Below are 16,451 nucleotides of genomic sequence, written 5' to 3'. Positions count from 1 at the left end.
TGAAATTTCATCAGGTTTTTTCTATATCATTTTATTGTTGATTATTTTTTAAACTCTTGTGCAGTTTTACGAATAATCGCTAAACATTCGTGTAACTGTTCTTCGTTCATCACTAAAGGAGGAGCGAAACGAATGATGTTTCCGTGCGTAGGTTTGGCTAATAATCCGTTGTCTTTCATTGCAACACAGAAATTCCATGCTGTTTCAGATTCTGGTGTATCGTTGATTAAAATTGCATTTAATAAACCTTTTCCACGAACTGATTTGAATAACGGAAATTCTTCTGCCATTTTTGTGATTTCTGCTCTAAAAATTTGCCCTAATTTTTCAGAATTTTCAGCTAATTTTTCGTCCAAAACAACTTGCAAAGCTTCTGTTGCAACAGCCGCAGCTAATGGATTTCCTCCATAAGTAGAACCGTGTTGTCCTGGTTTGATCACATTCATGATTTCATCATTTGCTAAAACTGCAGAAACTGGATAAGCTCCACCCGAAACGGCTTTACCTAAGATTAAAACATCGGCATCAATATTTTCGTGATCGATTGCTAACATTTTTCCTGTACGTGCAATTCCTGTTTGAATTTCGTCGGCGATAAATAAAACATTATGTTGTTTACATAATTCTTCACAAGCTTTCAAATATCCTTCAGAAGGTACATTAACACCCGCTTCTCCTTGAATTGGTTCTACTAAGAATCCACAAATTTTATCTGCTTTTTCTTCTAAAATTTGTTTTAGAGCTTCAATATCATTGTATTCTACAGCTTCAAAACCACTTGTGTAAGGATTGAAATTTTTACGTGCATCTTCATCATTCGAGAAAGAAATAATAGTAGTTGTACGACCATGGAAATTGTCTTTACATACCACAATAATCGCTTCACCAGCTGGAATTCCTTTCTTTTCGTACCCCCATTTACGAGCAATTTTTAGCGCTGTTTCTACTGCTTCAGCACCCGTATTCATTGGTAAAACTTTATCGAAACCGAATAATTCTGTGATAAATTTTTCGTATTTTCCTAATTCCGCATTATAAAAAGCACGAGAAGTTAACGTTAATTTTTCGGCTTGATCTTTTAACGCTTTGATGATTCGAGGATGACAGTGACCTTGATTAACAGCTGAATAAGCTGATAAAAAGTCGAAATATTTTTTCCCATCAACATCCCAAACGTAAACACCTTCACCTTTTTCCAATACAACTGGAAGCGGATGATAGTTATGCGCTCCGTATTTTTCTTCTAATGCAATTAATTCTGCTGATTTTTCCATGTAATGATTTGTTTTTGTTTGTTCGTAATATTTTATAAAAAAACCGACAAATAATGGTCGGTTCTATTTCGTTTCTAAATTTTTCTCAATTAATTGAATATCTTTTCCAAAGAATTTTTTTGCAACTTTTATAATATTATCCGTATTGTTAGAAATATAAAATGTATAGTTTGCAACAGCATCTTTAGCAGCCAATTTTCCTTCTTTTGCTAATTGATAAATCACTTGATTCACGACAATTAAAGGCGAATTTACAATATCAACTTTTCCTTCAAACACTTGATTGATTTCTTTTTCTAGATGTGTATAATGTGTACATCCCAAAATAATCGAATCAATTCCTTCTAATTTTTTGTTCAACAAATAAGTTTCTAAAACTGCTTTAGAAATCGTCGAATTTGTAAAACCTTCTTCGATAACAGGAACTAGGAGCGGAGTTGCCATTTCAATAACCGTAATATGTTTATTCCGACGACGAATAGCCTTTTTGTAAGCGCCCGAATTTACAGTTGCTTTTGTTGCAATAACACCTATTTTTTCTCTTAATTCGAACGAAACTTTCTCCGCAACTGGCGAAATAACATCGATAACAGGAACATCTTTTCCTGCGGCTTCTCTAATTTCTTTCAACGAATTAGCTGTTGCGGAATTACATGCAACTAAAATCGCTTTACAATTATTGTCTATTAAAAAATTAGTAATGTCTACCGAAAATTGTGTAATCGCTTCTTTCGATTTTTCTCCGTAAGGCAAATTTTGAGTATCGCCAAAATAGATCAAACTTTCGTTTGGTAGCAGACGTTTTATTTCTTTTGCAAACGTCAAACCGCCAACTCCAGAGTCGAAAACACCAATTGGTCTGTTATCATTCATATCGCAAATTTAACAAATTAATCGATGTAAAATAATCTTGAAGCAATTCCGTCTGCGAAAAATTTTGCTTCGGGTTTCAAAATAATTCTATTTTCTTTCTTTTCGACTAAATTTTCGTTAATTAATTGATTGAGTTCTTGATAAAAAGAATTCACTAAAGGTTGAGAAAATTCTGAATTAATTCGATTTAAATCTATTCCATAAATTGTTCTCAATCCAATCATTATCATTTCATTAAATTGTTCTACTTCATTTAAAACTTCAATTTCTTGAGGTAGCTTATTTTCGTTGATAGTTTGTATATATTTTGAATTATTTGCAATGTTCCAAGCTCGAGTTTTTCCGTTATAAGAATGTGCAGAAGGTCCAATTCCTAAATAATGAATTCCTTTCCAATAATTAGAATTGTGCAAAGAAAAATAGTTTTCTTTTCCGAAATTGGAGATTTCGTATTGAATAAAATTATTCGAAGTTAAAGTGTCTACTAAAAGTTGAAATTGTTCGTTTTGACGATCTTCATCAACTGGTTTAGTGATTCCTTTTTTGATTTGATGATCTAAAATTGTTTTTTCTTCGACTGTTAACGCATAAGAAGAAATATGTGGAACATTTAGCTCAATTGCTTTTTGCAAATTTTGCTTCCACATTTCGTTGGTTGTGGTCGTAGAACCATAAATCAAATCAATAGTGATATTTTCGAAACCAAAATCTTGCGCCAATTTTATCGAAGTTTCAGCTTCTTGTGCATTATGTGCGCGATTCATTAATTTCAAATCTTCTTCAAAAAATGATTGAACACCAATCGAAAAACGATTAATCGGAGTTGATTTTAAGAAATTAAGTTTTTCTTTATTCAAATCATCAGGATTCGCTTCTAGTGTAATTTCTTTTAAATTTTTGGTCGAATAATTTTTATAAATCGTTTCAAAAATACTTTCTAATTCAATTTCGGATAGAATAGAAGGTGTTCCTCCTCCAAAATAAATCGTTTCTAAAGGTGTTGAAATTTCATCTTTTCTGATCTCAAGTTCTTTATTAATTGCTTGAATTAAATTTGATTTATGTTGAAGATTTGTCGAAAAATGAAAGTCGCAATAGCTGCATTTTTGTTTACAAAACGGGATATGAATATAAATTCCTGCCAAAATATTATGATTTGAAGCAAAATTATAATGAAATTATAGGCTAAAAAAATTGTTATAAAAAAAACTAAAAATTAATATTGGTTTTGTAAATAAATCTTATATCTTTATCAACGAAAATAAAATACTATGAATAAAGGAACTGTAAAATTCTTTAATGAAGAAAAAGGATACGGATTTATTAAAGATGACGAATCAGGAAAAGAGTACTTCGTACACGTTTCTGGTTTAACAGACAAAGTAGCTCAAAACGATAAAGTATCTTTTGACTTAGAACAAGGAAAAAAAGGCATCAACGCCGTTAATGTGAAAGTAATCTAATTAATATATTATCTCAACATATTTCTTGTAAGCGACCTATTTAGGTCGCTTTTTTTATTCTTTGATTTCGTCGCTATTTTGATAAAACTCTGCATCACGAAGCAATTCATTTACGAAATGATACAATCTTCCTAACTGATATTTTGCCAAATAATGACCATATAAACTCGCTAAATAAGTCCCTAAAGCAATCAATAACGCAACAGGTATACTCCAAATCCATACACTATTTCCTTGTACAATATATTCGGAAACCGCATAAGAGCCTAATGTGATAAAAATAGCTCCACTCAAACCATACAAAAATGCAAAAAATGTCCAAACATTAGAAGGCGGACCAATAATTCCTCTAACAACCAAATAATCAGGATGATCGTCATCTTCTTCAATTCGGATTTGCAATTGCGGATGCCAATATTTATCCTTGTCTTTTCGGACACGAATCATTGCAACTTCCTGATTGGCATAACCTCCGTATTCGGTAGAATTAGTTTCAAGATGTTTTTTGATTAAATCAATAAATTCTTGTTTTGATAAATGTGTAAAAACCTTAAATCGTGGTCGGCTTAAAAGAGATTTAATTGGAACTTTTTGGCTCATATTCTATTACTTTCTTTAAATTTACAATAAATCTTTAGATTATGACAAAAATCATTTCTGATACTTATGAGAAAATTTATGAAATCGTTCGTCAAATTCCCGAAGGACGTGTTTCTACTTATGGATTGATTGCAAAATATATAGGAGAAAAATTTTCGGCTCGTGTTGTTGGTTATGCAATGAATCATGTACATAATAGAGAAGACGTTCCTGCGCACCGTGTTGTAAACAGAAATGGTTTGTTAACTGGAAAACATCATTTTAATCCTTCGAGTTTGATGCAACAATTGTTAGAAAATGAAGGTGTGGAGATTATAAATGATAAAGTGATTAATTTTAAAGAAATTGTATGGGATCCGAATGAATCTCATTAAAATCTGTAACAAAATTTACTTTCTTCTTACTAATTTTACAAATCAAATGATATAGAAAATGGAATTTTTATTGCAAGCTCAAGGCTTAACAAGAAAATATAAAGATAAAGTTGCGCTTAATAATTTTAGTATCAATATTCCACAAGGTTCTATTTATGGACTTTTGGGACCAAATGGTGCTGGAAAAACGACTTTTATTCGTATTGTCAATCAAATTACAGCGCCAGATAGCGGTACAATTTTGTTGAATGGAGAACCTTTGACGAAAAAATCAATCGGGCAAGTTGGTTATATGCCAGAAGAACGTGGTTTGTACAAGAATATGAAAGTTGGAGAACAGGCACTGTATTTTGCAAAACTGAAAGGTCTTTCTTCTGCGGAAGCCAGAAAACGTACCGAATATTGGTTCGAGAAACTTGATATGATGTCTTGGTGGAATAAGAAATTGAGCGAGTTGTCGAAAGGAATGGGACAAAAAGTTCAGTTTGTGATTACAGTTATTCACAATCCTTCTTTACTGATTTTCGATGAACCTTTTAGTGGTTTTGATCCTGTAAATGCACAAATTATTGCGAATGAAATTCTTGAATTAAGAGACAAAGGAACAACAATTATTTTCTCAACACATCGTATGGAATCTGTTGAAGAAATGTGTGATCATGTGGCATTGATTAATCAATCGAATAAAGTGTTAGATGGAACGATTGAAGAAGTTAGAAATCAATTTAAGACAGGAAAGTTTTCGATTCAATTGAATGAAATTCCTGCTGATTCTCTTCAAAATTTAGCCAATGAATTTGAGATTTCGGATGTACGAAACATTAATCAACGAACTGAATTTAATTTATTGTATAATAAAGAAACTCCAACCAATGTGATTTTAGATAAATTGATGCAAGTTGGACAAGTTCATCAATTCAAAGAGATTATTCCTTCGATGAATGATGTGTTTTTGGAAGCCGTTAAACAAAGTTCAATTCCTAATCTTTAAGCTAATTTTCAAATGAAAAATATATTTTTAGTTGCACAACGCGAGTTCTTTTCTCAAGTAAAAAACAAAGCGTTTATTGTTATGACTTTTCTTTCGCCTTTGTTGATTGTTGGAGCAGGAGCGGTGATTTTCTTTTTGAGTTCTGCGAATAATTCCGAAGTGAAAAACATTGCAATTGTAGATGAAAGTACAGAGTTTGTAACCTCGTTTAAATCGACTAAACAAATGATGTTCAGTATTTACACGCCTCAAGAATTGCAATCAATTAAGGACACGTTGAAAGGAAGCGAGTATTTGAATGCGATTCTTCATATTCCAAAAAATACAGATGGAAATTATGATAATATCGAGAAAAATACAGAATTAATTACAAATGGAAATCTTGGAATTACTGATCGAGAAAAACTTTCGAGAACAATTAGTGATAAGATTGAAAAAGAAAAACAAGCAAAATCTGGTATTGATAAAGCTGCTTTAGAAGCTTCTAAGGCTCGCGTTAACTTGAATGTTTTCAATGTTACAGACGGAAAAGAAGATAAAGGAATGGAGTTGAAAATCGGATTATCGATGTTTTTAACTTATATTATTTTCATGTTTGTGATGATTTATGGCGTAAAAGTTATGCGTTCGGTTGTTGAAGAAAAGAATAATCGCGTGGTCGAAATTATCATTTCTTCTGTAAAACCTTTCGAATTGATGATGGGTAAAATTTTAGGAACGACAATGGTTGCTGTGACGCAATTTGCAATATGGATTGGAATGACAATGGGTTTATTGATTTTATTTCCTGCAATTGCAGCATCGAGAATGGATATGTCACAACAAATGATGAATCAAGCACAATTAGCGGAAACTAACCCGGATATGATGCAAAAAGTAACAGAAATTAGCGAAGTGTTGTTGACGTTTAATTATCCGTTAATCATTTTTGCTTTTATTGCTTATTTTATCTTAGGATATTTGTTCTACAGCTCTGTTTTTGCGGCAATTGGTTCTGCTGTTGATAATGATACTGATACACAACAATTCACATATTTTCCTTTAGTTCCGATGATGATTGGACTTTATGGAAGTATGACAACTTTCGAAAATCCTGATGGTCCAGTTGCTTTTTGGTTATCAATGATTCCATTGACTTCACCTATATCAATGATTACTCGAATTCCGTTTGATGTTCCGATTTGGCAATTAGCTTTATCCTTATTTTTGCTATTAATCAGCACCATATTTATGGTTTACATTGCTGGAAAAATCTATAGAATTGGGATTTTAATTTATGGTAAAAAACCAACTGTGAAAGAAATGGTAAAATGGATTTCTTACAAAAACTAATTTCACACAATTTATAAAACCAAAAAAAGAGCTTGATTTATCAAGCTCTTTTTTGATGATAGATATTCTATTTATTTTGTAATCAACGTAAATGTTTTATTCATAATAGAATCCACCTTAAAGGTTAACTTATCTGCACCTTTTGCATTTAAATGATCTGAATTTTTGAAATCTTTTTTAGTGAAATTTTCATTATTAATAAAATAATTGATGAAAATGACATTATTATATTTCGATAATCGATTAATATTATTTTTTAAATTGAAATATTGAGGTGTTTTTATAACATAATTTTTATACAAATTAGTTGTAGGAGTAGCCAATAGAACAACTTTTATATCATTTGATTTTGCTTGTTTTATAATTTGTTCTAAATCATGATAATGTGTTTTTATAATATGTTGTACTTGAGTTGAATTCAAATTTGCACGATGTCTTTCAAACGTTTTTTTAGCATAAATACTATCATTCCAACTTGGTTCGTATCGCTTATTTATATATCCATTAATATCTATTGTCAAATTATTTTTATCCTCAATCCAATAATCTTTTATTCGATTATAATCAATATCAATAGGTTCTGAAAAAATTTCGTAATTAAGATTTAAATCGTTATTATTAATATCAATATTCCAATAAATTGAATAATATTTTAACTTTTTTTGATTAAAATCATTCAATTGTTTTGTAAATGAAAAATACGAAATGGGAATAATAATGGTTTTTAAATTGGGTAAATATTTTCGATTTTGTTCAAAAATTTTGTAATCTAAATCCAATGATTGGGCAGAATGTGCAGCATTAAAAGTTTTATTTTTAAATAATTTTGGATTCAATCCCGTAAAAGTATGCGAACTCCCAAGAATCAAAGTTTCTATTTCACTTCCATTTTCTTTTAAATAATCAGCTTTGTATTTGTAATCGTTCGGAATTTTGCGAAGGGTTTGTTCTATTCCAATTATTAGCATAATAACAACTATGAATAAAGGTATAATGAAGCGTACTATTTTTTTCATGAAGATTTAGAAATCTTGAAATTCCATTTTTTAGAATTGTACAAAAGTAAAGTAATTTGGTATAATTTTTTGTCAATTTTTCACCTACTTTCTTATTTTAAACTTACTTTTGAGTTAAAATTCGATAACATGATAAATCCAAATGATAGACTATTAGTGATAAGTACGAGTACTATTCACGGTTTTAGTTTTTTAGAATATATAAAAGATGAAATCAAAGAATTTATTCAATCTGATGAAATCATTTTTGTTCCCTATGCGCGTCCTTCGGGAATTTCGTACGATGATTATACGCAAAATGTAAAAGATGCTTTGCAAACGGTTGGAATTTCTGTAAAAGGTTTGCATACTTTCGAGAATAAAAAAGAAGCAATTTTGCATGCTAAAGCGATTTTTATTGGTGGAGGAAATACATTTTTATTGCTAAAAACGTTGTATGAACTTGGTTTGATAGAAGAATTGAGAAGCGTTGTACATAATGGAACACCATATATTGGAACGAGTGCAGGAAGTAATTTGACAGGTTTAACAATTGGAACAACAAATGATATGCCGATTGTTTATCCACCAAGTTTTGATGCGTTACAATTTTTACCTTTTAATATTAATCCGCATTATTTGGATCCTGATCCTAATTCTACGCACAAAGGAGAAACAAGAGAAACGCGTATCAATGAATTTCACAAGTTTAATCATCAAGTTGTAGTTGGATTGAGAGAAGGAAGTTGGCTTCGTGTAGAAAATGGAGTGGTGGAGTTGAAAGGAAAATTATCTGCCCGAATTTTTAGACAAAATGAACAACCAATTGAGTTTGAATCTGGTATTTTAGAGGAAAAAGTTTATAGAATATAGAAAAACCCTTCACTTTTCAGTGAAGGGTTTTTTGGTTATATTTGATTGATTTAAAATTGAATAATGAAATATTTGTTGATTCTCATAATTGGTTTAATGAGTTGTTCGCAACATAAAATATCTAAAAGTGTAAAGGACAAAGATTATATCTTTTTTCTCCATAATAAATATTTAGAAACACATAACGATGGTGATTATGATACAGTTTATAAAACTAAAATTGAATATTCTAAAGTTTTGAATTCATTCAGGAATGACGGATTTATTGTGATTAGCGAGAAAAGAAAGCCAAAAACAGACGGAATAATATATGCAAAAAAGGTTGTTAATCAAATTGATAGTTTGATTAATATAGGAGTTGAACCTAATCATATTACGGTTGTAGGAACTTCCAAAGGTGGTTATATTGCGCAATATATATCAACTTTTAAAAATAATCCTCAAATCAACTATGTATTTATTGGTTCGTTTCAAGAAAGTGATTTAGAAGAAATGCCTGACATAAATTTTTCTGGAAACGTTTTAACTATTTACGAAAAGTCTGATGTTTATGGTATTTCTGCTATAAAACGAAAAGAAAATTCAACCAATAAAATCAATCATTTCAAAGAAATTGAATTAAATAATGGCTTAAAGCATGGTTTTCTTTATAAAGCTCTTGATGAATGGATTGAACCAAGTAAAAAATGGGCGAGAAGAAATTATGATTTTAAATAAATAATTCATTAATAATTTACAAAGTAAAAATAGTACGATATTATCTTTTTTAACTATTTATAATTATTAAAATACAATTATTTGAAAAAAAGGCATATGGATTGATAGAGAGAGAAAAACAATCTACACCTATGCTTACCAAATTATACCCTTTTTACATTTTTTTGTTTGGTTTTAACTTTCTTTATGGACAACAAACAAGTTGTGATGTAACCAATCCAAGCCCTATTGATAATTATGTTTTTCCTGCAAATAAGAGAGTTTGTTTTACGGAAAACACGACTTTTAATGATGTGAAATTAGAAGATGGTGCAATAATACATATAGCACCAAACACTAAATTAATTTTTAATACCAATCTATCAACTACTACAGGTTTCAAAAATGGATTTGAGATTGAAGGTTCATTAGAATTTAATAATAATCCGAACTTTTCTTCCGATTTGGATATTAATATCTCAACGACAGGTACTTTAAGTAATCAATCTGGAATTACAATTCGTAATAATGCGACAAATCTTATTAATAATGGAACTGTAGATATCAGAAGTACCTTAAATTTTGGTTCTCCTACAGCAATTAATTACATCGAAAATAACAAAGAAATGAAGGTGGTTCGATTTAATTTGAGCGAAGGTAATAATACATTTTTGAACAAAGGGCGAATTGATGTTTCGAATACAATAGATAATAATGCGACAACTTTAATGGTGAATTGTGGCGAAATTTATTCATTATCAAGTTTTAATATGGGAGGTTCGCGTATTGTTAATACTGGAACAGTAACAATAGAAGGAGGAAATAGTGATTTGAGTGGAACAAGCCGAATTGAAAATTATGGAACATTTATTTTTAATAATGGAATAAATGGCAACACACAAGCGAGTATATACAATGCAGGTTTGGTAAAATTGAGTACAGTCAATATGAATGGAATGTCATTAGAAGGACCAAAAAATAATTCGAGCAAAGGATATTTTTATACAAGACAACCTTTAAATCCAAATGGTTCTAAAGTTGGTCCAAATCTTAACTTTACAAAATATGATTCTTATAATCCTGATCAAAAAAGTTATAATCAAGGTGAAAATTATGTTTTTAGTAATTTACCCAATTATGTAGATGCAAATGGAACAATTGTTAATTCAACTGTTGCCAATGTTACTTTTGATTGTGAATCGGCAGGAAATTGTAGTGCTCCAATGATAGCGCAATTAAAGAAATGTGCGGACAAAAATGGGGACTTTACTACAGAATGCGTCAAAATAGCCAATACATCATCTGTCGGAGATCCGAGTAAAATTGGGATAAGCACATACAAAAATAATAATGTAAATTGGCCTTCAAATATTCCAAATGGTGCAATTGTTTTGTCTTCTAAAGAAAAAGGATTCGTAATTAGTAGAGTTCTCAATACGGATCAAATTAAAACACCAGTAGAAGGAATGTTGATATATGACCAAACAGATTTATGTATTAAGTTGTACAATGGGACGACTTGGCATTGTATTGAACGAAGTTGTAATGAATAAAAAAATGATTTGAAATCTCAAATCTATTTCCAAAAATTCCAAACTTTACCATCATAAATGCAAATCGTTCTTGATTTTGTATCGTAACAAATCATGCCTGGATACGGAGATTTTACATTACTTACAGGATCATTAATACGTGGTAAAATCAATGATTTGTCATCCGACTCTAAGACCAAAACTCCTTTTGCATTAGACGTTTCAGAGCCTAAAATTACACCATCTCCTAAGTCATCAGATGGATTTGAAATTATATCAGATAAATTTCCTTCATATGAAAGATTTTTCCATTGATTGTTCTCAAAAACTTTTACTCTTTTATCAGATTGGTCTAAAATAAAAGTTCCATTTGTAGCATTTATAGGAGCTTGATCGTTCGCTGGTAAGATGATTCCGTTCGTATATCCATCTTCAAACTGCATTAATGTAGATTCAGAAAGTTGGACATTATTCTGATTATTTGCAATAATTAATTGCGCATTAACATTATTCATTGAAAAAATGAATAGGCTAACATAAATATATTTCTGCATGGTAGTATAGAATAAATATTTTAATGTTTTGTTTTAAGTTTATGAATTAAGTTGTTTTATATCAAATTGTTAAAAAATAAATTCTATTCGTAATTAAGATATTTAAAATGAAATCAATCGATAAATGATAAATACTTACATATTTTACTTAAAACTGTAGCTAAATTATTAATACATTATGTAACAATATATTATGAGAAGTGTTAAACTTTAAGTTAAAAATCAATCATTTATAACTGATTAACATAAAAATAGAAAGAGTTGAAAAAGAGTTTTAATTCAATTTGAACAAGAAATATCTTATACAAAAAAAGGTTAGACTCTAAAAATAGAATCTAACCCAAGTTTATTTTTGTTACTTAAATACTATAAAAAATAGTGATACTTTCTTATTTCAATTTTTTAGCAACATACATTTTTTCTGCTAATTGAACAGCTTTGTACGCATCAACGACACCGCCTGTTACAGAAATATCTGTTAAAGCAGGATTTTTATTGACAGATTCTAACAAAATTTGTTTGATATCTGTTGCAGTTAATTTGGGATAATGAGCCCAAACCAGAGCCGCAACTCCTGCTACAACTGGGGAAGCCATAGAAGTTCCACTTTCGTTTTTGTATTCCCCATCTTTATTAGGAACAGTAGAATATATTTCATTTCCTGGCGCAAAAACGTCTACAGACTTTTTACCAAAATTAGAGAAACTTGCTCTTAAATTGTTATTATCCATTGTGTTTGCTCCAACTGTAATTACGTTTTTAGAAACTTCTGCGCCTTTGTTATCATAAACAGTAGGGAAGTGAATTTCGTCATCAATATTTACGTTTTCATTTCCTGCAGCTTTAATCAATAAAAGACCTTTTTTCTCAGCATATTTAAATGCATCCCAAACAATTTGTTTATCTGGAGAATAAGCTTTTCCAAAAGACATGTTCAAGATTTTTGCTCCATTATCTGCAGCATAACGAATGGCATTTGCAACGTCTTTATCGCGTTCGTCACCATTTGGAACTGTACGAACTGACATGATTTTTACATAACCATTTCCTGCGATTCCATCCATTCCAATTCCGTTACCAGATTTTGCCGCAATAATTCCAGAAACGTGCGTTCCGTGCATAGAATCAGGACCGTCTACATCATTATTTCCGTAAAAACGTTCTGATTTATCAGCATAATTATCACCAACAATTGGACGAGGATCTAATTCTGTATTCAAGTTAATTTCAACTTGTTCTTTGTAATATTTTGTTCCTTCTGAAATTTCATTTCCAACTTCTGTTAAGAAATCTTTCATCGATTTTCCTTCCCAAGCTTCTTTCGGAACCATACCAAAAATAATCATCCCTTGTTGTGCCTCTTTAGAAGCAGGTTTAAAAGACATCATATTTTTTTCATTCAAATCTTTTTCGCCCCATTCTTTAATCAAAGCAGGAAATGCAACAGAGAAAATATCATTCATCTGTACATATTGCGCTGCATTTTGTTTTGCTTCGGCTAATTTATTTTCGAACTCAGGTTTTATTTTTTGATATTCTTCAAATTCTTTTGGGAATTTCGTTTTGTTTGAAGCAGCATCTTTACTTTTTTCGAATAAATCGCGGTATTTTACAAAAAGACGTGTTAACTCTAATGTATCTCCATCAACATTTTTACCATCTTTTCCTCCGATAAAATTCCAACCGTGAATATCATCTATATAACCATTTTTATCATCGTCAATTCCATTCCCAGCAATTTCTTTGCTATTTGTCCAAATATTATCTTTTAAATCTGGATGAGTAATCTCAACTCCAGAATCTAAAACACCAACAATTAACTGTGATGGTTTACGTTTTTTTGATTCTAAAAATTGTAACGCTTTTTGAGTATTAACACCATAAACACCACTTTCTTCGAAAGATTCGTGTTGCCAATATTTTTGATCAACTTTAGGTAAAGGTAGAGCAGTTGTCGTTTCTTGTGCGAACGATGTCACACCAACAAACATGGCAACTGATATACTTAATAAGAATTTTTTCATAATTGATTTTATCTATATGTCGAGAAACAACCGAAATTGTTACATCTAAAATTATCCCGAGTTTAAACGCAAAAAAGGCTCCAAAATTTGAAGCCTTTTTATAATGTTGTGTTAAATTTAAAATTATTTCAACTTACGTTGTTTGTAAATTTCTTCAGCTTTTTTTACAGCTTTGTAAGAATCTACAACACCTCCAGCAACAGAAATATCTTTTAATTGCTCGTTTTTATTTACTGTTTCCATTAAAATAGTACGAATATCTTCTGCCGTTAATTTTGGATAATGTGACCAAACTAACGCTGCAACACCAGCAACAGCAGGTGAGGCCATAGAAGTTCCGTTTAAGAAGCGATATTGATCAACCCCTGGATATGTTGCATAGATCTCTTGTCCTGGTCCAAAAACATCTACCGATTTTTTACCATAGTTTGAGAAACGAGCTTTTAAGGCATTTGGATCTTTAGTAGAAGCACCAACTGTAAGGACAGATTTAGAAACTGTATTTCCATTTCTGAAATTAGTTGGATAATGTACATGAACATCAATGTCTTCGTTGCTATTTCCTGCCGCTTTAACGATTAAAACACCTTTATCAGAAGCATATTTGAATGCATCCCAAACTAAATCTGCATCAGGAGAATAAGGTTTTCCGAAAGACATGTTCAAGATTTTTGCTCCATTGTCAACTGCGTAATAAATAGCATTTGCAACATCTTTATCGCGCTCATCTCCATTTGGAACTGTACGAACAGACATAATTTTTACATTATTTCCTCCTGTTGTTCCTTCAGAACCGATATTATTTCCTCTTACAGCACCGATAATTCCAGCAACGTGAGTTCCGTGAGAAGACTCAGGTCCGTTAGAATCTCCGTTTCCATAAAAACGCTCTTTCTTATCATTTGGATTGTCTACATCTTTACGATCAACCAAATCTAGATTTAAGTGAGAAGATAAAGCATCTCCCTTTGCAGCACGACGAGTAGCTCCTAAATAAGTGTTAGAAACTTCTTTCATTGTTTTTCCAACCCATTGCTCTTCTTTTAACTCACCAAAAATCCATAAAGCTTCTAAGATTTGAGAATCTGTTGGTTGATAATTCTTTAAAATATCTTTTGTTAATTTAGTATCACCAAACTCAAGAACCATTTTATTTACACCACCTTNNTCCACCTTCAACTGCATTCAATTTAGATTGAGCAACTTGTTGGTTATATTTTGCTTTTCCTACAGCACTTAAATATTCTTTTTCAATTTTTTGAAATTCAGCATATTCAGTAGGATTTTTTACAATAGCTTCGTGATTTTTCTTTTGATCAAAAGTTGCGTATTTAGATGATAAAGCTTTGTAAAGACGTGTTAATTCAGTTGTATCATCATTGTAATTGATTCCTTTTGCAGTTCCTAAAAAAGACCAACCATGTACGTCGTCAATGTAACCATTTTTGTCATCATCGATTCCGTTTCCTGGAATTTCTTTTGGATTTGTCCACATATTTGCTTTCAAATCTTCGTGAAAATTCTCAACACCACTGTCTAAAACTCCTACAATAATTGTATTCGCTTTTCTTTTGTTGTCTTTTAAGAATTGTAAAGCTTGATCGGTATTTACACCATAAATACCTGTTTGTTCAACACCTGCATGATACCATTTTTCTTTTGGTACTTCTGTTGTTTGTGCTTGAGCAAACCCTAATGTAAAGGCAAATCCTAAAGCAATAAATAATTTTCTCATGTTGTTATTTTATTAAGTTTTTTAAATATACTGCGGCACTTGGTCCTTCGCTAAAAAGTAAATCTAAGATACTCAAACCTTCTATAAACTCAAATTTATCATCAAAAACTTGCGCATATTCTGGTAAGTTATATTGAGGAGCTTTTTTAGCAGAAAATTGATTTCTGAAATCATTTTCAGGGTTTAGATCTTGATAGGTTTCAGTTTTAGAAATATCCAAATCTAAGCTTAATTTTTTGTTGATGAAATCAATTGTTTTTAGATTAAAATCTAAAAGAAATTTCTCTTTTTGTTCTAAAATCGGAATAACTTCATCTTCATAATATTCGAAATATGGAGAACTTTGATAAGCTGATTTTAATGATTTGATGTGTTCTTTTTGCCAATCATATTCGTAAGAAGGTTGCAAATCTTTGAACAAACGCGTTCCGTTGTGTAAGATTGGAATATTCAACATCAATTTACCATTTGCGCCCAAAATATACATGCGGTTACGGTAAGTTTGCTTTTGAAAATTTTCTTGAACTTCGATATCCAAAGTTTGGCTTTTTACCATTTCTGCATAGTAATCAATCGGTCCAAAATAAAAAGCTGCAAACGTATTTTTCATTCTATTATTTTATATGGAAATGTGCATTACAAGTAGCTTATAATGCACATTTATAGTGTTGTTAATTTTATAATTTAGAGGATTTTAATCGCTCTTTTTATTAATATTTGTTTTTCTTCTTCTCTTTACGAGCTTTTACAATATCGTATCCAATCCAACCAATTAAGGCAATTAAAACATAAATTCCGTACGAAGTTTTGTCTGGATTATCATTATTGATTGATGTAAAGAAACGGTTCCAAATAAATTTCTTAGGAGCAGCAGGCTCAAACATTCCGTTCATATTTGCCCAAATCATAATTGGACGACCAATGATATGATCTTCTCCAACATACCCAAAGAAACGCGCATCTAACGACTGATTTCTATTATCTCCCATCATGAAGTAATAGTTTTGTTTGATTTCGTATTTATTTGTTTTTTGATCGTTAATGTACACATCAAACTTACCATTCGCAGAATCTACACGCAAACTATTATGCTCGTATTTACGAATTACATTGATGTATTGTGCTAAGGTTTCTT

17 protein-coding genes are annotated in these 16,451 nt (G+C 30.7%); 7 read left to right on the top strand and 10 right to left on the bottom strand.

The window, feature by feature from the left end; genetic code table 11:
* Positions 1–41 precede the first annotated feature (41 nt).
* From rocD to hemW, 3 genes are all read right to left on the bottom strand, one after another.
* The gene (gene rocD, locus B4H69_RS13970) at positions 42–1,274 is read right to left on the bottom strand and encodes an ornithine--oxo-acid transaminase (protein ID WP_180904468.1); all 1,233 of its coding nucleotides are present in this window, start codon (positions 1,272–1,274) and stop codon (positions 42–44) included.
* Between the two features lie 63 nt (positions 1,275–1,337).
* A complete protein-coding gene (murI, locus tag B4H69_RS13965; RefSeq protein WP_180904467.1) occupies positions 1,338–2,147 on the bottom strand; it encodes a glutamate racemase in 810 nt (269 codons plus the stop codon).
* A gap of 17 nt (positions 2,148–2,164) precedes the next feature.
* Positions 2,165–3,292, bottom strand: a complete 1,128-nt coding sequence (gene hemW, locus B4H69_RS13960) for a radical SAM family heme chaperone HemW (protein WP_291092988.1) — start codon at positions 3,290–3,292, stop codon at positions 2,165–2,167.
* A 126-nt stretch (positions 3,293–3,418) separates the two neighbouring features.
* On the opposite strand from hemW, the gene B4H69_RS13955 reads away from it, so the two are divergent.
* Complete coding sequence (locus B4H69_RS13955; protein WP_038330556.1) at positions 3,419–3,610, top strand: cold-shock protein; 192 nt, start codon at positions 3,419–3,421, stop codon at positions 3,608–3,610.
* Positions 3,611–3,664: 54 nt separating this feature from the next.
* Here the strand turns inward: B4H69_RS13955 and B4H69_RS13950 are convergent, their stop codons facing one another.
* Positions 3,665–4,210 (bottom strand): hypothetical protein, encoded by a 546-nt coding sequence (locus tag B4H69_RS13950; RefSeq protein ID WP_280061512.1) that lies wholly within the window; start codon positions 4,208–4,210, stop codon positions 3,665–3,667.
* Positions 4,211–4,251: 41 nt separating this feature from the next.
* Here B4H69_RS13950 and B4H69_RS13945 point away from each other — a divergent pair, with 41 nt between their 5' ends.
* From B4H69_RS13945 to B4H69_RS13935, 3 genes are read left to right on the top strand one after another with little or no spacing between them, the layout of a single operon-like run.
* Positions 4,252–4,584 carry an MGMT family protein gene (locus B4H69_RS13945; RefSeq protein WP_180904464.1) on the top strand — a complete coding sequence of 111 codons (333 nt, stop codon included), beginning with the start codon at positions 4,252–4,254 and terminating at the stop codon, positions 4,582–4,584.
* Positions 4,585–4,642: 58 nt separating this feature from the next.
* Entirely contained in the window at positions 4,643–5,575 is a 933-nt protein-coding gene (locus B4H69_RS13940; RefSeq protein ID WP_180904463.1) for an ABC transporter ATP-binding protein, read from the top strand.
* Between the two features lie 12 nt (positions 5,576–5,587).
* Positions 5,588–6,907 carry an ABC transporter permease gene (locus tag B4H69_RS13935; RefSeq protein WP_291069600.1) on the top strand — a complete coding sequence of 440 codons (1,320 nt, stop codon included), beginning with the start codon at positions 5,588–5,590 and terminating at the stop codon, positions 6,905–6,907.
* A gap of 71 nt (positions 6,908–6,978) precedes the next feature.
* Here B4H69_RS13935 and B4H69_RS13930 read toward each other — a convergent pair whose 3' ends face one another.
* Entirely contained in the window at positions 6,979–7,923 is a 945-nt protein-coding gene (locus B4H69_RS13930) for a hypothetical protein (RefSeq protein ID WP_291094496.1), read from the bottom strand.
* 129 nt (positions 7,924–8,052) lie between these two features.
* Here B4H69_RS13930 and pepE point away from each other — a divergent pair, with 129 nt between their 5' ends.
* From pepE to B4H69_RS13915, 3 genes are all read left to right on the top strand, one after another.
* Complete coding sequence (gene pepE / locus B4H69_RS13925; protein WP_180904460.1) at positions 8,053–8,775, top strand: dipeptidase PepE; 723 nt, start codon at positions 8,053–8,055, stop codon at positions 8,773–8,775.
* Between the two features lie 63 nt (positions 8,776–8,838).
* A complete protein-coding gene (locus B4H69_RS13920) occupies positions 8,839–9,492 on the top strand; it encodes an alpha/beta hydrolase (RefSeq protein ID WP_180904459.1) in 654 nt (217 codons plus the stop codon).
* Between the two features lie 131 nt (positions 9,493–9,623).
* Positions 9,624–11,024: a hypothetical protein gene (locus tag B4H69_RS13915; RefSeq protein ID WP_180904458.1), complete on the top strand. Its 1,401-nt coding sequence runs from the start codon at positions 9,624–9,626 to the stop codon at positions 11,022–11,024.
* Positions 11,025–11,047: 23 nt separating this feature from the next.
* Here the strand turns inward: B4H69_RS13915 and B4H69_RS13910 are convergent, their stop codons facing one another.
* The 5 genes from B4H69_RS13910 to B4H69_RS13885 all read right to left on the bottom strand — a co-directional run bounded on the left by B4H69_RS13910 (position 11,048) and on the right by B4H69_RS13885 (position 16,422).
* Positions 11,048–11,557 carry a hypothetical protein gene (locus B4H69_RS13910; protein WP_291094492.1) on the bottom strand — a complete coding sequence of 170 codons (510 nt, stop codon included), beginning with the start codon at positions 11,555–11,557 and terminating at the stop codon, positions 11,048–11,050.
* Between the two features lie 389 nt (positions 11,558–11,946).
* Positions 11,947–13,581: a S8 family peptidase gene (locus B4H69_RS13905; protein ID WP_180904456.1), complete on the bottom strand. Its 1,635-nt coding sequence runs from the start codon at positions 13,579–13,581 to the stop codon at positions 11,947–11,949.
* A 123-nt stretch (positions 13,582–13,704) separates the two neighbouring features.
* Entirely contained in the window at positions 13,705–14,598 is an 894-nt protein-coding gene (locus B4H69_RS13900) for a S8 family serine peptidase (protein WP_422653372.1), read from the bottom strand.
* A gap of 722 nt (positions 14,599–15,320) precedes the next feature.
* A complete protein-coding gene (locus B4H69_RS13890; RefSeq protein WP_280045574.1) occupies positions 15,321–15,926 on the bottom strand; it encodes a WbqC family protein in 606 nt (201 codons plus the stop codon).
* A 100-nt stretch (positions 15,927–16,026) separates the two neighbouring features.
* Complete coding sequence (locus B4H69_RS13885; RefSeq protein WP_291094513.1) at positions 16,027–16,422, bottom strand: S26 family signal peptidase; 396 nt, start codon at positions 16,420–16,422, stop codon at positions 16,027–16,029.
* Positions 16,423–16,451 lie beyond the last annotated feature (29 nt).

The organism is Empedobacter sp. UBA6745, assembly GCF_002453775.1.
Lineage (GTDB): Bacteria > Bacteroidota > Bacteroidia > Flavobacteriales > Weeksellaceae > Empedobacter > Empedobacter falsenii_C.
Note: the sequence above shows the minus strand (reverse complement) of the source record. Positions and strands in the feature narration are given on the sequence as shown.